The following is a 16,820-nucleotide window of genomic DNA, read 5'->3' on the forward strand; positions in this document are numbered from 1 at the left end:
CCCGAAATAAATAGACACCGGATGCTTGCCTATTTTATGTTTAATTTAAAATAAAAAGAAAAATGAAAAAACTATTAGTATTTTTGTTTGTTGTGGTTGCAACTTTGTCTGTGAATGCGCAGGATATTTACATGGGTGGTACATTCAATTTATGGCGTAATACTGATGCCAATAGAACAAACTTTACAATAGCTCCGGAAGTAGGCTATAACCTCAGCGAGAAATGGGCGGTAGGTGTAACTTTTTCTTATGCTCATGACTATTTGAAGGGATTGAAGGCAAACAGTGTTGCTATTGCACCTTATGCTCGTTTTTCATATTATGAGAATAAGATTGTAAGACTATTTATTGACGGTGGTTTGGGATTTTCTACAAGCCGTGTGAAAGATGCTGATGATGCAATTAACGGTTATGAAATCGGATTACAACCGGGTATCGCTCTTAAACTGAATAAAAGTTTTAGCCTTGTTGCTAAATGTGGCTTTGTTGGTTTCAGAGATGATTATACAGTAAAAGAAGATGGCTTCGGCATCAGCTTACGTAGTGAAGATCTGAGTTTTGGTTTCCACTATGAATTTTAATAAACCGATTTTGAAAATTTAGAGCGAAGATTCTTTATTTTCTAATAAAAATAGGGAAGGGAGTTCCGGTAAATAGGGAATTCCCTTTTTTAGTATGTAATATCTATTTGTTTTGTATTTGTTGACTTAATATTTGTTTTGTGTGTAATTAGATTATACATTTGTATATTGTTGTTAGACACAGAGACTTAAATGGCTTTTTATTAATTAAAACACTAAAATCATGAAGAAAAGTATTTTATTAGTGATGTTTGCTTTATTATCGGTAGCAGGTTTTTCACAGGTTTCATGGAATGCTAAAGTCGGTATGAATATTAGCAACTTTACAGGTGATCTGGATGTAAGTGCAAAAGTTGGTGTTAAATTAGGGGTAGGAATGGAATATGCCTTTAATGATACATGGTTATTACAACCTTCCTTATTCTTATCCCAGAAGGGGGCTAAGTTTAGTGCAACTGTTTCTGGCGATGAAGCTGATGTGAAATTCAACGCTATGTATTTTGAATTACCAATTATGATGGCAGCACGTTTTAATGTGGCTAATAATACAAATATTGTGGTAAGTGCCGGTCCGTATATGGCTTGTGGAGTAGGAGGGAAAACCAGAACCAAAATGAAGGTTTGGGGATTAAAGACGGACATAAAAGAAAAAACTTTTGGCAGTGATGCTTTTGATCGTTTTGATGCAGGCTTAGGAGTTGGTGTTGCGGCTGAGTTTGGTCGGATTATAGTAGGACTCGACGGGCAGTTTGGTTTGGTGAAGTTGATGGATATGAATATTGACTCCAATCCTAAAAACATAAGCTGTGCTATTACTTTAGGATATAAATTTTAAGATAACCTAACTACTTTTATTAATAAACGAAGCTCCCACCTTATTCATCAAGAATGAAGTGGGAGTTTTTTATAGAGTGACTATACTCTCTTAATCAGCCAGTCTTTTCAGTTTCTTGAAATGCTCTATTACCGCCAGATAATCACGGTCACAACAGGCATCAAATTTATTCCATACGTCTCCCAATACTACAGCACCACCGAATCCGAAATCTTTTATCTCCGGTAAATTATCTTCGTTGATGCCTCCAAGGGCCATGACTTTACAGTCAATAATTTTATCTTTTTGTGCTTGGCGAAGTTCTTCGGCAGTATATGTAGAGTAATAATTGACTTTTGAAATACTGTCGTAGATAGGGCTCATGAACACATAGTCGTAAAAATGCTTTTTATTTTTTACTTCTTCTACTGAATGGCATGAACAACTTACGTGTCCGGCGTAATCATGCGGTTCTTTAGGGTTACGACTATTCAAATGAATTCCCATCAGATTGAATTCTTCTTTCAGATAGAAATGTTCATGTGTTACTATACGATTGTGATATCTTTCCGGTATGAGTGTCAAAAGACGTTCTGAGTACATAGCGGGAGTTTCCGGTTTTCTAAGATGTAGGATATCCAGACCCTCTTCAAAAAGAGCAGTAATTATTTTGTCCTCTTCAATGAAGAAGGTGGGGGTGGTAACTACAATAAGCTTCATTTTTTATGTTAAACAGTTTGTTTAGCAAAGTTAGTAATTAACTATTTGCGAGACCAACGTTTATAGTGAAAATATGTTAGATTGCCATGTCCGCAAGTCAATTGTCCATAGTTTACCGGCTAAAACCTCTCCAAAACCACAGATTATCTTTAAAACTTCGGTTGCCTCTACACTTCCGGTAATGGCAGGCGTGACGCCTATTACTCCTTTAGGTGGAGGAGGCATACGTAGCATCTCTTCTTCGTTGGGGTATAAATCCCGATAGGTCTTTTTTGTCTTGCCATAATTGAATACAGATACTTGACCTTCAAAGCCACAGATGGCTCCGTAGACATAAGGTTTGCCTTGTTCTACACAGATATCATTGATCAGATATCGTGTAGAAAAGTTATCGCAACCATCCACAACAATATCATAGTCACTGATAAGCTCTTTAGCATTTTCTTTGCTCAACCGGCCCGGGCAGGAATTTACTGTAATTTCGCTATTGAGTGCTGTAAGGCGCATGGCAGCGCAGACTGCTTTAAAATCGCCTAATTCATCTTCTGTGTATAATACTTGCCGTTGCAGATTGCTGATACTTACTTCATCGTCATCTACGAGTCCTAGTGTACCTACTCCTGCCCCTGCTAAATAAAGGGCGATAGGAGAGCCGAGTCCTCCCACACCGACTATCAGAACTTTAGCGGCTTTTAGCTTGGCTTGTCCTTCTTCTCCAATTTCCGGAAGAATTATTTGTCTGTTGTAACGCATGAATATATTTACGATTAGACAATTTACGATTTACGATTGAAATTACTTGGGTTTACATTAATATATTTACGATTAGACGATTTACAATTTACGATTGAAGAATGATTTCTTATATTGGATATATATATAAGTGGCAGGACTAATTTCAATCGTAAATTGTAAATCGTCTAATCGTAAATATATTAAATCCTCATTGTTGTTTATAATCAAAAGTCTGATCCCAGTCCTTCCATATCGGTTCGCGTCCCAGCTTTTTCAGGGCTTTTTCTACCTCTGTGGCTTTGCGCTCATCACTGACATGAAATTGCTCGAGCGTTTGTGGATAGCTGTAATATCCGCCCGGCTCTGTTTTGCTTTCGGCGCTCATAGTAGTTACACCTAATGTTGCCATATTATTACGGATTTCCGCACTCTCACGGGTGGAGTAGGAGATATCTACATCGTGATCGAAGATGCGCATGGCAAAGGTGAGTTGTGCCAATTCACGGTCGTTCATGACAACGTTTGGTTGAAAACCACCATTTTCGGAAGGGCGCATACGTGGGAAGTTTACACTATATTTGGTTTTCCAGTAATGCTTTTGCAGATAGCGCAGGTGGTATGCCATCATTGTCACGTCTGTTCGCCATTCTTCCAGCCCTATAAGTACGCCCATGCCTATTTTGTGAACACCTGCCTGTCCCATGCGGTCGAAACCATTAACGCGCCATTCAAATTTAGACTTCATGCCACGGGGATGGTAGGTTTTATAGTTTGCTTTGTTGTAGGTTTCCTGAAAGCAAATAACGCCATTCAGACCATGATGGGTCAGTTCTTCATATTCCTCTGCCTTCAGTGGCATAACTTCTATTTGCAAATTACTGAAATAGGGTTTTGCCAGATCGAGTGCCCGTGCTATATACGGTACTCCTGCGGCAGCCGGGTTTTCTCCTGTCACCAACAGCAGGTTCTCGAAAGGAGCCAGTTTTTTGATGGCTTTGTACTCATTTACCATCTCTTCTTCTGTTAATATAGTACGTTTCATCGGGTTGCTGATGTGAAAACCACAATAGACACATGAGTTGGTACATGAGTTGGTAAGATAGAGAGGCACGAACATGGAAATCGTCTTTCCGAAACGCTCCATTGTATATTTTTGGCTAAGCCGTGCCATGACCTCAAGATAAGGGGCTGCGGCTGGTGAGATTAATGCCATAAAGTCATTAACGTCACAATGTTCTTTTCCTAATGCCCGACGTACATCGGCATCTGTCTTGGAATAGATGGCTTTCGTCGTCTCCTCCCAGGATATTTTATCTAATTCATCTGAAAACATTTTATTTTTTTCTTTTAGTAGTCTGATTTATTTTCTTCAGTGTATTCCGGATGGTTGTTGTTACTCCTTTTGAAAAGAATTCTGTTTCAACACTTTCGAGAATGATACGTAATTCACCCAACAGTTCCGGCTCTTTCTGGCAGAGCCGGTAAGCGGTCTTGATGCACAAAGCTTGTACTCCGATACTTTCAGCGGGCGAGAACATACGGTCGAAACAGAAATTCAGCAGAGGAACAGATATAGGTTCCTGTACCGGAAGATTGAAGAGAATGGAAAGAAGCAGGCGTTTTGAACCGTCGTGCGTACAACTCAACAAGCGTCCTGTCAGTTCTTCCCGTAACGGGACAAACCAACCGGGGTGAACTTCGCTTAGCTTTTCGCAAACCCATAATGCACGCCATGAAACGAGGAGTTTATTGTCGAAGGTGAGTTTGTACATATCCGGTAATTCCTCCGGATGAAGGCTGAGAGATTTTACCATTGGTTCAATGTTCAATTCAGAAATATGCACCAACAGGGCATTACGAAACTCGTCGATTCTTTCCATATCTGTTTATTCTTCTTTCTTTGTGTTTTTGAGTTCACGACTCAGACGCATGGCACAGAAGTTAGGACCGCACATCGTACAATATTCTCCGTCTGTATGCCGCCCGGCATGGAAATAGGAGAAAGCACGTTCGGGGTCAAGTGAAAGGTCGAACTGGTCTTTCCAACGGAATTCATAACGGGCTTTACTTAGTGCATTATCACGTACCTGTGCACCGGGATGTCCTTTCGCAAGATCGGCTGCATGAGCAGCAATTTTGTAAGTGATCACTCCCACGCGTACGTCTTCTTTGTCGGGCAGAGCAAGATGTTCTTTCGGAGTGACATAGCAGAGCATTGCTGTGCCCAACCAACCAATCTGTGCAGCACCAATAGCTGATGTAATATGGTCATATCCGGGAGCGATGTCTGTAACCAACGGACCGAGGGTATAGAAAGGAGCATTGTGACATTTTTCTATCTGACGTTCCATGTTTTCTTTGATTTTGTGCATAGGTACATGTCCAGGCCCTTCAATGAATGCCTGCACATTCTTTTCCCAGGCACGCACTACAAGTTCTCCCATGGTGTCGAGCTCGGCAAATTGTGCTTCATCATTAGCGTCGTGGATAGAACCGGGGCGAAGGCCGTCTCCCAATGAAACGGCTACGTCATATTGTGCCAGAATATCACAAATGTCATCAAAATGCTCGTAGAGGAAACTTTCACGGTCATGTACAAGGCACCATTTACTCATAATACTTCCACCACGGCTTACAATTCCGCAAAGACGTTTTTCTGCCAGATGTACATTGTGACGGCGAATTCCTGCATGGATGGTAAAATAGTCTACACCCTGTTCGCATTGTTCAATCAAAGTATCGCGGTAAAGTTCCCAGGTAAGGTCTTCCACTTTCCCATTAACTTTCTCCAGAGCCTGATAGATGGGTACAGTACCTACTGGTACCGGGCAATTACGGATGATCCACTCGCGTGTTTCATGGATATTTTCTCCTGTTGAGAGATCCATAAGTGTGTCGCCGCCCCATTTGCAGCTCCATACGGCTTTTTCCACTTCTTCGTCAATACCGGAGGTTGTGGCAGAGTTTCCGATATTTGTATTGATTTTCACCAGGAAGTTACGCCCGATAATCATAGGTTCTGCTTCCGGGTGATTAATATTAGCAGGTAATACAGCACGCCCTTCGGCTATTTCCTGACGGACAAACTCGGGGGTAATGTACGTTTCTATACCCAATTCTTCGCAGTTCATATTTTCACGGATAGCTACGTATTCCATCTCCGGAGTGATGATACCACGTTTGGCATATGCCATTTGAGTAATGTGTTCACCTTTCTTTGCCCGATAGGGTAGAGCGATATGTTCAAAGCGCAGATGATCCAATCCTTTGTCATTCCGGCGCATACGGCCATACTCAGAGGTAATTTCGGGTAATTGCTCTACATCGTTCCGTTTCAGAATCCACGCTTCACGTAGGCGTGGTAAGCCTTTTTTCAGGTCGATAGATACATTGGTATCACTGAAAGGCCCACTGGTGTCATATACATAAACTTTTGGATTGGGCGTTATAATCTTCTCGTCACCATCGAAAGTTGTGCTTGGCACTTGTTCTACTCTGCGCATAGCTACCCGTATTTCGGGGAATAGTTTGCCGGGCATATACACTTTCTCAGAGCGTGGGAATTTTATTTTTTGTTCCATATAATTAGTTGTTAAATTACAGTGCGTCTATGTCGCAGCTATTATTGTATATTTAGAAATGCTGTAAGCGGAGAGCTTGCTTCCGCAATGAGGTTATTCGCTTGCATGCCTAAACCAGCTTCGTAAGCCATACGTCCGGCTTCTACTGCCATCTTGAATGCTTTGGCCATTTCTAACGGATCAGCTGCTACTGCAATGGCTGTATTGACCAGGCAAGCAGATGCACCTAACTCCATGGCTTCTGCCGCATGGCTTGGAGCACCGATACCGGCGTCTACTACTACAGGGATATTGGCCTGTTCGATGATAATTTTCAGGAATTCTTTCGTTTGCAATCCCTTGTTTGTTCCGATAGGAGCACCCAGTGGCATTACTGTTGCAGCACCGGCTTCTTCCAGTTGTTTACAAAGCACAGGGTCGGCCTGACAATAGGGGAGTACAACAAAGCCTAATTTCACTAATTCTTCAGTAGCCTTCAGGGTTTCTACAGAATCGGGAAGGAGATAACGTGGGTCGGGATGAATTTCGAGTTTCAGCCAGTTTGTACCGAATGCTTCACGCGCCATTTGTGCGGCAAATATAGCCTCTTCGGCATTTCTTACTCCCGATGTATTGGGCAATAACTGAATATGCGGATGGATGATATGTCTCAGCATGTCATCTTCTTTGTTGTCCATATCAATACGTTTCATAGCTACTGTCACCATTTCGGTACCCGATGCCAGAAGAGATTGTTCCATCAGTTCATTAGAGTTGAATTTGCCTGTTCCCAGGAAAAGACGGGAGTTGAACTCACGTCCCGCAATAATAAGTTTTTCCATATCTGTGATTTGTGAATTATAATTTATGAATTGTGGGGAGGAGTATTTTTTAGATGTTAATTGATAAAATCCGGCTTGTTTCCTCTATAGGATTTTCTGCCCGCAAGATGGTACCGGAAAGGGCGATAGCATTCACTCCGGTTTTCATAATGTCGGGGATATCTTCGAAAGTAATTCCTCCGATGGCAACTACCGGCAACGTGATATCTTCTTTTTCCATTTGTGAAAGAATGGATCTGTATCCTTTCAGCCCTAACACAGGGCTCAGATTCTTTTTAGTTGTAGTAAAGCGGAAGGGGCCTATCCCTACATAATCAACTCCTGCCTCATATAGCATTTTTACATCTTCGAAGGTATTAGCTGTTCCTCCGATAATGAATTGTTCTCCCATTCGTTGACGGGCTTCTGCTACCGGCATATCCATTTTGCCCAAATGTACTCCGTCTACTTCTAATTTTATTGCCAGTTCTACATGATCATCCAATATTAGGATGGACTCGTATTCCCGGCACATTTGTTGCAATTGCAGGGCAACGGCTTCTACCTCTTCAAGCGGGGCCTCTTTCATTCGTAGTTGTATCCATTTGCATCCGCCTTCGAGTGCCATACATGCCGAGTCCAGATACGAATATTTTTCAGTCTGGTGGGTAATAAATTGTAGATTGATCATTTCTTATCCTCCGCAAGCTGCTTTAATTATAACCAGATTGTCACTCTCGTGCAGTACAAATTTGTCCCACTCTGTGCGTGGAATCATTTTATTGTTTACCGCGATGGCAATGCCTTGCGAAGGAAGTTCCAACTGTTCAGTCAGTTGGGTGATGGTAGAAGCATCAGTGATTTTTACTTCTTTGTTGTTAACTTGTACTTTCATTGCTACAGAATTAAAATTATAATGAAAGTAAATACAAAGAGAGTGCTAATAGTGGAGGCGATAAAAGTAACACAATCCCTACGTCAGTGCTAACTGCATCAGGTTCCAGGGTATAATCTCAGCCCCTTATAGGGCACCCCTTTGTTTTTACAGGGGCAAAGTAAATGAAAAAGATGCAGAAAAACGGCAAAACAGAGGATTATTTTTTGATGGATGTATAGAAAATGTTCATCCGGCAAATACGTAGTTTGTTAATATTGTTAATGCCATTTTTAACGCTTTGGATATGCTATCCTATATTGTACACTTTAGTATATCAAAAGTGTACAATATAGGATGGCAAAAGTGTACAATTAACATTCGGATAAGTGTACACTCTTGTTTGTCTTTATATAATAGGATTATATTTCTTGAAAATCAGTGGGTTATATAAAGGTGAATACTCGTATCCCATCTCACATCTCTTCTTTTAAAAAAACTTGTAGTTACTTTTTTGATAACTCCGCGTTTGTTGGATGAACCTAAAAAAAAGACTATCACTCAATTTTGAGTGATAGTCTTTTTTACAATGTTGAGGGGTTTATTACATTCGTTTGTCAACTACTTCCCAATCGATAATGTCCCAAAGGGCATTTACATGATCTGCACGACGGTTCTGATAATCCAGATAGTAGGAATGTTCCCACACGTCAAAGCCTAAAATCGGTTTCAGTCCGGCACGTACCGGGTTGCTTCCGTTGGCTTCTTTAGTGATGTGCAGTTTGCCATTTTTGTCTACTGACAACCAGGCCCAACCTGAACCGAACAATCCAACTGCAGCTGCATTGAATTCTTTCTTAAAGTTTTCAAAGCTACCAAAGTCACGTTTGATGGCTTCTGCCAATTTACCGGAAGGTTCTTTCTTTGAAGGCTTTCCTGCAAATTGTAAAAAGTAGAGTGTATGATTCAGTACCTGTCCGGCATTATTGAAAATGGCACCATCCGGCGCTTTTGCTACGATCTCTTCTACGGTCTTACCTTCGAACTCGGTTCCCGGAACAAGGCTATTGAGATTATTTACGTAGGTTTGCAGATGTTTACCATAATGAAAATCTATAGTTTGCTGACTGATTACAGGTTCCAGCGCATTATTAGCGTACGGAAGTTTAGGCATCTCGTAAGTCATGGTTATAAATATTAAAGACATTAATAATGTATTCATAATGTTTGGTTATTAACTATACACTATTAACATACGAAAACCCATAAATGTTTATAGAGACAATCAAAAATCTATCTGTTTGTTCTATTTAATTATTATTTGTTCCGTTATCTCCGGATTTCCCTTTGCTGTTTTCCGTATCCATCGTCCGGCCTGATCGTATTCATAATACATGTTGCTATCTATCTGGTTCCCAAATTCATCATACGCGAAATACTGTGAGCAGACTCTTTTTTCGTTGTTTACCAGTATTTGTGTAGAAATGATTTTTGCCAGATAACCGTATTTATCATATTCATATACATCTGTCTGTGAACTGATTTGTGTCGGTAGCGGATTTTTAGGGAGCGGCAATACATATTGTGACCTTATTTCATTTCCTTTGCTGTCATATTGATGCACTGTGGACGAGAGCATAACATCTTTATTGTACTCCTTTTCTTCTATTAGTTTTCCCTGATGATTGTAGCTGCTCAATACCAGTCTGCCATCGGTATATTTCAGTGAATCACTCTGGATTGTTCCATCAGTATCAAATGTTCTTGTCCTCTTATATATTTCTTTTTTTGTTTTGCTATTTATCTGTATTTCCTGTATACATCTATCCTGTGCATCGTAAAAAAAAGAGGTATGGAATTGCAGGTTACCGGTAGTAATGTCTATACCCGCCGGCTTTCCGTTTTTCAGATAAGTATATACCTCTGTGGTATTTTTATTATTTTGCTTTTCTTCTGTTTTCGTCAGTATTCCTTTTTTGTAATATTTGATCGAGGCAGGAGTAATCCATATCACCGAATCTTCGAACTGCTTGCACAAGTCCTGTGCTTTGTCGCGAAACTCTCTGTATTTATGTGTAGTCAGAAAATCTCGAACTAATCCCAGTTTACTGTTGCTATTCACTTCCGGTTTCATCAGTTCATAGTCCACACTGTCTTTTATGTATTCCAGTTCAGAGGTATATTTGCGCTGGCCTTCTTCCAGATAAGATGCGTTCTCATAATCACTGATGCATTGTTTCTTAGATACCGGTGCTCCCGCTTGTTGTATCATGGAAAAGAGATAATCATCATATAAATCACGTACCTCCGGAGTGTATTTACGGCCGGACATTCCGTTGAAATAACGGTTCAAAGTTGTATTATCGAAAAAGTTCTTGAAATTGGCATGAGCGGGTGCCCGTTTCACATTGTCGTATAAGAGTTGGTTGTATTCATTCATGAGTTTTACCAGATATTTGCCTTTCGGAAATTCATTGAAGTAATTCTCATATTTGCCGGCGTTATTTTTCTCTTCACAGTCTTCCATTAATGCATCTTCTCTTGTTATGTAGAAGAGATCCATCTGTGCCTGTGAAATGGGGTATTTGCCGCTTTTAGCTCCTTCTATTAATTGTTTGCTCAATGTCAGTTTGTCTTGTGTTGTATTCAATACTCGGTTATCACCTTGTTGGTACGTTCCCGCAAAGGAGCAAAATCTATTTCGTTTTCATTACAAATAGCGGGCAAGCTTCCTTTGACGGCTTTAGCGTAGGTAGGGTAGTAGTCGGCGGCACTTTTATTGTCCGGTTGGGTCCACAGGCGGCACATGATGTCCATTAGTTCTACTTCGGCTGCAAATGCCTGGATTGTTTTCTCATCCAGCTTCTCGCGGCCTTTTTGAAATTTCTCGGTTTCATTTTCACTTAGGAGTTTTAGGAGCTTCCCCACACGGTCTTGTTTCTGTGCCATGACTTGTAAGGCTCCTGTTGTCATATTTATGAGAAGAATGACAACTAAAGAGATACTCTTTTTTATCATACCTGTTTTATTTGATGTTAAGTCACAAAAGTATATAAAATTACATATATTGTCAAATGAATGTTATAATTTTGCCGCTATGGAAAGAAACTATATCGAAGAATTGAACGAAAGCCAGCGTGCTGCGGTACTTTATAATGACGGACCATCACTTGTTATAGCCGGTGCTGGTTCCGGGAAAACCCGTGTGCTAACTTATAAAATAGCTTATTTACTCGAAAACGATTATAATCCCTGGAATATCCTTGCACTCACTTTTACTAACAAGGCGGCCCGGGAAATGAAAGAACGCATTGCCCGTCAGGTGGGTGAGCAGCGCGCCCGTTATCTTTGGATGGGTACATTTCATTCTGTCTTTTCACGTATTCTCCGTGCCGAAGCACAGTCCATAGGGTTTACTTCGCAATTTACCATTTATGACTCGGCCGATAGCAAGAGCCTTTTGCGTTCTATCATTAAAGAAATGGGATTAGATGATAAAACCTATAAGCCCGGTGTGGTACAGGGACGCATTTCCAAAGCTAAAAATCATCTCGTGCTGCCTTCCGATTATGCTGCAAACAAAGAGGCATACACTGAAGATCAGGCAGCTAAAATGCCTGCCATTCGTGATATATATCGTCGCTATTGGGAGCGTTGCCGCCAGGCGGGAGCTATGGATTTTGATGATTTACTGGTATATACTTATATTCTCTTTCGTGATTTTCCTGAGGTACGGGCGCGTTATAGTGAGCAATTCCGCTATGTGCTGGTAGATGAGTATCAGGATACTAACTATGCACAACACAGTATTGTACTCCAATTGACAAAAGAGAATCAGCGGGTTTGTGTGGTTGGAGACGATGCTCAAAGTATATACTCTTTCCGGGGAGCAGATATTGATAACATTCTCTATTTCACCAAGATTTATCCTAATACGAAAGTTTTTAAGCTGGAGCAAAACTATCGTTCTACGCAAACCATTGTTTGTGCGGCCAACAGTCTGATTGCAAAGAATGAGCGGCAGATACCCAAAGAGGTCTTTTCCGAAAAAGAGAAAGGAGAAGCCATTGGTGTATTTCAGGCTTATAGCGATGTAGAGGAAGGGGATATTGTAGTCAATAAAATAGCGGAACTACGGCGTGAACACGCTTATGGATATTCTGAATTTGCTATTCTGTATCGTACAAATGCACAGAGCCGTGTTTTCGAAGAAGCACTACGGAAGCGCAGTATGCCTTACAAAATTTATGGCGGACTTTCATTCTACCAACGGAAAGAAATTAAGGATGTAACTGCTTACTTCCGGTTGGTGGTGAATCCGAGTGATGAAGAAGCATTCAAACGTATTATTAATTATCCTGCCCGTGGTATTGGTGATACTACGGTGGGGAAGATCATATCCGCAGCTACTGATAATGGGGTCAGCCTTTGGGCAGTGCTCTGTGAACCGTTGAGTTACGGACTGACAATTAATAAAGGCACGTATACAAAACTGCAAGGTTTTCGGGAACTGATAGAGGGCTTTATAACCGATCTGTCCGAAAAGAATGCCTATGAGATAGGAACGGACATCATTCGTCAGTCCGGTATCATCAATGATGTTTGCCAGGATACTTCACCGGAGAATTTGAGCCGTAAGGAAAATATCGAAGAGTTGGTAAATGGTATGAATGATTTCTGCGCTTTGCGGCAGGAAGAGGGAAATCCCAACATTTCTCTGACTGATTTTCTTTCGGAAATAGCCTTGCTTACTGACCAGGATTCAGATAAAGCCGATGACGGAGAAAAAGTAACTTTAATGACGGTTCATTCGGCAAAGGGATTGGAGTTTAAAAATGTATTTGTTGTGGGATTGGAAGAGAATCTGTTTCCAAGTGGTATGGTAGGAGATTCTCCACGGGCATTGGAAGAAGAGCGCCGTTTATTCTATGTAGCTATTACCCGTGCCGAGGAACATTGTTTCATCTCTTTCGCTAAAACCCGTTTTCGTTATGGAAAGATGGAGTTTGGAAGTCCCAGTCGCTTCCTGCGTGATATTGATGTTCATTATTTGCAGTTACCGCATGAGGATGGAGTCGGCCGTTCGGTAGATGAAGGTGCCGGACGTTTTCGCAGAGAGATTGAAGGAGGTTTTGCCCGTTCTGTTTCTCCTTCACGTGTTCCTTTCGGTACAAATACTTCAGACCGTGAGCGGCCGAAAGTACAAGTTATAGCTCCCACTGTGCCAAGAAATCTGAAAAAGGTTAGTGCGGTAAGTGGCAATAGTATTCCGTCGTCTGCTTCTTCAGCTTCTATAGCGGGAATACAGGCAGGACAGGTGATAGAACACGAGCGTTTCGGCCTGGGAGAGGTAGTAAAGGTAGAAGGAGCAGGAGACAATGCAAAAGCAACGATTCGCTTTAAAAATGCAGGTGAAAAGCAACTATTACTGCGCTTTGCACGTTTTAAAGTAATAGGATGATTACAATAACCGCTTGCCGTATGTTCTGTGCGGGAAGCACCACAAAAAGAGTGAGTTATGAAACGATTAATTGCTTGGATGATTTTACCCGCTTTTCTGTTAAGCGGTTGTGCTACCGGACGTATGTCCGGTAATCCTGGGGCTGTTATGGCAGGAGCCTCTATTGGCGGTTCGGTAGGTAGTGCGATAGGTGGTCTTATCGGTGAAAATAATCATGGATGGAGAGGCGGATATCGTGGCTCTGCTATTGGTACGATTGTAGGAACGGTTGCCGGTGCGGCTATTGGAAATGCAGTATCTACGCCTCGTCAGAAGGAAGATGAGTATGTGGAGGTGATTGAAAGAAAGAAGTCTGTATCTCAACGTCCGGTAGCGGTAGCTAATTTGAAGATACGGAACATACGTTTTATTGATGACAATCGTAATCATGTGATTGATGCCGGTGAAAATAGCAAGGTTATTTTTGAGATAGTCAATGAAGGGCGTACTCCTGTTTATGATGTCGTACCTGCGGTGGAAGAGGTTACCGGAATGAAACATATATTTATTTCTCCCTCTGTTTTGGTAGAACAGATTGCTCCGGGCGAAGGCATACGTTATACTGCTACGGTATCGGCCGGAGAGAAACTGAAAAATGGAGAAGTGGTACTGCGTGTAACCGTGGCTGCCGGAGATAATGCGGAGTGTGATTGGCAAGAGTTTTCTTTGCCAACACAGAAGAGAATAAGATGATATCGGGAAGTAGATTCTTTTACTTATAAAAGTACGTATTTAAGTATGACTTAATATGCATTTTAAGTCACACTTAAAATGCATAGTTTATACTAATAAAGTACGTACTTTTAATTAATAATGTGTCAATGTGTTAATATACCAATATGCCAATGCCTTTCGGTAACACAGCGCAGCCAATTGGCACATTGGCATATTAACACATTGGCACATTATTCATCACCAGCTATTACCGGCATTTCCTGTTCCTATCAGAGCTTCTACTGTTTGTTTGTATAGATTTGCTCCTTCCGCTATGTTTTTGGCAGCATCATTTGTTCCCATGCCATATGCAATAATAGGTGTTTTCCATACCATTCCGGCGTGGATAGCTCCTACCTGATAAGGTCTTAACAATTCGTCTATCGTAAAACGATTTCTTCCTCCACTGCGATATGCGTCGAATTCTGAGCCTGTGGTGGTTACTACCATGAGTGGTTTACCTGCCACAGCCGGTGTTTTGGCCAAATACGTGAACACTTCATCTTGCCACTTCTTTAGTAGTGAGGGGGCAGACATCCAGTAGAACGGGAACTGATAGATAATAGCGGCTGCATGTGAAATAATTTTGCTCCATTCGTCTACATTGAAAGTTTGTAACTCATACAGATTGTAAACTGCTACTTCTTCAATATCCTTTACGGCATCCACTAATACCTTGTTTGCCTGTGACTCTTTCATGTTGGGATGCGCCAGGAGAATCACTACTTTCTTTAAATCTCTGTCCATAACGTTTTCTTAATTTTTAGTGAAGAATCAAATCATTTCGTAAAGGTAGAAAATATTAGAAAACATTCCGTATTTTTGCATCATTATTCTATACTTACTATCTACTAACTACTAAATTCTATATTCTGAAATGATAGACTTTACCCAATTTCCTTCTCCTTGCTATATCATGGAAGAAGAACTGTTGAGAAAGAATCTGAGTCTGATAAAGCAGGTTGCCGACAAGGCAGGGGTGGAAATTATCCTTGCTTTTAAGTCATTTGCCATGTGGCGTTCATTTCCCATATTCCGTGAGTATATCGCACACTCTACGGCAAGTTCTGTTTACGAAGCCCGTCTGGCGCTCGAAGAGTTTGGTAGCAAAGCACATACTTATTCACCTGCTTACACCGAACAGGATTTTCCGGAAATCATGCGTTGCAGCAGTCATATCACGTTTAATTCACTGGCACAGTTTCAACGATTCTATCCAATGGTTTTAGCAGAAGGGAGTGACATCTCCTGTGGTATTCGTATCAATCCCGAATATTCCGAAGTGGAAACTGAACTTTATAATCCTTGTGCTCCTGGTACCCGTTTTGGTATTACAGCCGATTTGTTGCCCGAAGTTCTTCCGCAGGGTATTGAGGGTTTTCATTGTCATTGTCATTGCGAGTCGTCGTCTTTTGAACTGGAACATACTTTACAGCACATTGAAGAGAAGTTCTCCCATTGGTTTTCACAGATAAAGTGGTTGAACCTGGGAGGCGGACATTTGATGACTCGTAAAGGGTATGATACAGAGCATCTCATTCATTTGCTTCAGGGCTTAAAATCCCGTTATCCTCATCTTCGGATCATTCTTGAACCTGGTTCGGCATTCACCTGGCAAACCGGGGTGTTGACTTCTGAGATTGTTGATATAGTGGAGAGCCGTGGTATTAAAACCGCCATTCTCAATGTCAGCTTTACCTGTCATATGCCCGATTGCCTTGAAATGCCTTACCAGCCTGCTGTGCGTGGAGCCGAAATGGGAGACAATGGTACATTTGTTTATCGTCTTGGGGGGAATTCCTGTCTGAGTGGCGATTATATGGGACTTTGGAGTTTTGATCATGAACTTCGGATTGGTGAACGGATTGTGTTTGAAGACATGATACATTATACAATGGTGAAAACAAATATGTTTAATGGAATTCATCACCCTTCTATTGCTTTGTGGACTGAAGGAGGGACAGCTGAAATATATAAACAGTTCTCTTATGAAGATTATCGTGACCGAATGAGTTGATAATCAAACTAATCTTTTTGCGGGTATAGCAAAGTGACTATTTTCTTACGAAAAAAACAAGCAGAATGTTTGCATGTTTAGAGAAAATGTCTACCTTTGCAACCGCAAACGAAAATTGCGGAAATAGCTCAGTTGGTAGAGCATAACCTTGCCAAGGTTAGGGTCGCGAGTTCGAGTCTCGTTTTCCGCTCATCTTTGAAATATTGGAAGTTCATTCTTTGCCCAGGTGGCGGAATTGGTAGACGCGCACGTTTCAGGTGCGTGTGTCGAGAGGCATGCAGGTTCGAGTCCTGTTCTGGGCACAAAGAAATGGATAAGTTCAAGTACTTTAATAAATTTGGAGAGGTGGCGGAATTGGTAGACGCGCTACTTTGAGGGGGTAGTGACAATTATGTCGTGGGAGTTCGAGTCTCCTTCTCTTCACAAATATTAAAGATATGCGGAAATAGCTCAGTTGGTAGAGCATAACCTTGCCAAGGTTAGG

At 41.3% G+C, this 16,820-nt stretch carries 17 protein-coding genes, 3 tRNA genes and 1 riboswitch; of the genes, 8 read left to right on the top strand and 12 right to left on the bottom strand.

From position 1 onward, the window contains the following. Positions 1-62: 62 nt before the first annotated feature. Together QX565_RS18355 and QX565_RS18360 are read left to right on the top strand one after the other, a co-directional pair. A complete protein-coding gene (locus QX565_RS18355; protein ID WP_289293848.1) occupies positions 63-581 on the top strand; it encodes an outer membrane beta-barrel protein in 519 nt (172 codons plus the stop codon). A gap of 223 nt (positions 582-804) precedes the next feature. Beyond that, positions 805-1,416 (top strand): porin family protein, encoded by a 612-nt coding sequence (locus QX565_RS18360; RefSeq protein ID WP_289293850.1) that lies wholly within the window; start codon positions 805-807, stop codon positions 1,414-1,416. A gap of 90 nt (positions 1,417-1,506) precedes the next feature. Here the strand turns inward: QX565_RS18360 and QX565_RS18365 are convergent, their stop codons facing one another. From QX565_RS18365 to QX565_RS18415, 11 genes are all read right to left on the bottom strand, one after another. Beyond that, positions 1,507-2,115: a thiamine phosphate synthase gene (locus QX565_RS18365; protein WP_002559929.1), complete on the bottom strand. Its 609-nt coding sequence runs from the start codon at positions 2,113-2,115 to the stop codon at positions 1,507-1,509. Positions 2,116-2,175: 60 nt separating this feature from the next. Continuing rightward, entirely contained in the window at positions 2,176-2,868 is a 693-nt protein-coding gene (locus QX565_RS18370; protein WP_289293851.1) for a HesA/MoeB/ThiF family protein, read from the bottom strand. 190 nt (positions 2,869-3,058) lie between these two features. Further along, a complete protein-coding gene (gene thiH / locus QX565_RS18375; RefSeq protein WP_002559931.1) occupies positions 3,059-4,183 on the bottom strand; it encodes a 2-iminoacetate synthase ThiH in 1,125 nt (374 codons plus the stop codon). Position 4,184: 1 nt separating this feature from the next. Further along, on the bottom strand, positions 4,185-4,730 hold the full coding sequence (locus QX565_RS18380) for a HEAT-like fold family protein (protein ID WP_289293853.1): 546 nt from the start codon (positions 4,728-4,730) through the stop codon (positions 4,185-4,187). A gap of 6 nt (positions 4,731-4,736) precedes the next feature. Next, on the bottom strand, positions 4,737-6,431 hold the full coding sequence (thiC, locus tag QX565_RS18385; RefSeq protein ID WP_195660730.1) for a phosphomethylpyrimidine synthase ThiC: 1,695 nt from the start codon (positions 6,429-6,431) through the stop codon (positions 4,737-4,739). Positions 6,432-6,472: 41 nt separating this feature from the next. Then, the gene (locus tag QX565_RS18390) at positions 6,473-7,252 is read right to left on the bottom strand and encodes a thiazole synthase (RefSeq protein ID WP_289293856.1); all 780 of its coding nucleotides are present in this window, start codon (positions 7,250-7,252) and stop codon (positions 6,473-6,475) included. Positions 7,253-7,301: 49 nt separating this feature from the next. Continuing rightward, on the bottom strand, positions 7,302-7,922 hold the full coding sequence (locus QX565_RS18395; RefSeq protein WP_289293857.1) for a thiamine phosphate synthase: 621 nt from the start codon (positions 7,920-7,922) through the stop codon (positions 7,302-7,304). Positions 7,923-7,925: 3 nt separating this feature from the next. Then, entirely contained in the window at positions 7,926-8,126 is a 201-nt protein-coding gene (thiS, locus tag QX565_RS18400; protein WP_025867280.1) for a sulfur carrier protein ThiS, read from the bottom strand. A gap of 58 nt (positions 8,127-8,184) precedes the next feature. Beyond that, a riboswitch (TPP riboswitch) is annotated at positions 8,185-8,277 on the bottom strand. A gap of 432 nt (positions 8,278-8,709) precedes the next feature. Continuing rightward, a complete protein-coding gene (locus QX565_RS18405; RefSeq protein ID WP_195350321.1) occupies positions 8,710-9,327 on the bottom strand; it encodes a superoxide dismutase in 618 nt (205 codons plus the stop codon). Positions 9,328-9,411: 84 nt separating this feature from the next. Then, entirely contained in the window at positions 9,412-10,755 is a 1,344-nt protein-coding gene (locus QX565_RS18410) for a hypothetical protein (RefSeq protein WP_289293859.1), read from the bottom strand. Then, positions 10,752-11,123 carry a hypothetical protein gene (locus tag QX565_RS18415; protein ID WP_289293860.1) on the bottom strand — a complete coding sequence of 124 codons (372 nt, stop codon included), beginning with the start codon at positions 11,121-11,123 and terminating at the stop codon, positions 10,752-10,754. Before QX565_RS18415 ends, QX565_RS18410 begins: the two co-directional genes overlap by 4 nt. A gap of 79 nt (positions 11,124-11,202) precedes the next feature. On the opposite strand from QX565_RS18415, the gene QX565_RS18420 reads away from it, so the two are divergent. Together QX565_RS18420 and QX565_RS18425 are read left to right on the top strand one after the other, a co-directional pair. Continuing rightward, positions 11,203-13,566 carry an ATP-dependent helicase gene (locus tag QX565_RS18420; RefSeq protein WP_289293862.1) on the top strand — a complete coding sequence of 788 codons (2,364 nt, stop codon included), beginning with the start codon at positions 11,203-11,205 and terminating at the stop codon, positions 13,564-13,566. A 57-nt stretch (positions 13,567-13,623) separates the two neighbouring features. Continuing rightward, positions 13,624-14,298 carry a YMGG-like glycine zipper-containing protein gene (locus tag QX565_RS18425; protein WP_221650186.1) on the top strand — a complete coding sequence of 225 codons (675 nt, stop codon included), beginning with the start codon at positions 13,624-13,626 and terminating at the stop codon, positions 14,296-14,298. A gap of 219 nt (positions 14,299-14,517) precedes the next feature. Here QX565_RS18425 and QX565_RS18430 read toward each other — a convergent pair whose 3' ends face one another. After that, positions 14,518-15,066 (bottom strand): NAD(P)H-dependent oxidoreductase, encoded by a 549-nt coding sequence (locus QX565_RS18430; RefSeq protein WP_289293863.1) that lies wholly within the window; start codon positions 15,064-15,066, stop codon positions 14,518-14,520. Between the two features lie 130 nt (positions 15,067-15,196). Between QX565_RS18430 and nspC the strand changes: the two genes are divergently transcribed. The 4 genes from nspC to QX565_RS18450 all read left to right on the top strand — a co-directional run bounded on the left by nspC (position 15,197) and on the right by QX565_RS18450 (position 16,759). Next, on the top strand, positions 15,197-16,336 hold the full coding sequence (nspC, locus tag QX565_RS18435) for a carboxynorspermidine decarboxylase (protein ID WP_221650188.1): 1,140 nt from the start codon (positions 15,197-15,199) through the stop codon (positions 16,334-16,336). Between the two features lie 117 nt (positions 16,337-16,453). After that, positions 16,454-16,526, top strand: a tRNA-Gly gene (locus QX565_RS18440). Positions 16,527-16,556: 30 nt separating this feature from the next. After that, positions 16,557-16,638, top strand: a tRNA-Leu gene (locus tag QX565_RS18445). A gap of 37 nt (positions 16,639-16,675) precedes the next feature. Then, a tRNA-Leu gene (locus tag QX565_RS18450) sits at positions 16,676-16,759 on the top strand. Positions 16,760-16,820 lie beyond the last annotated feature (61 nt).

Source organism: Bacteroides sp. 41_26, from assembly GCF_949740115.1.
In the GTDB taxonomy this organism is placed as follows: domain Bacteria; phylum Bacteroidota; class Bacteroidia; order Bacteroidales; family Bacteroidaceae; genus Bacteroides; species Bacteroides nordii.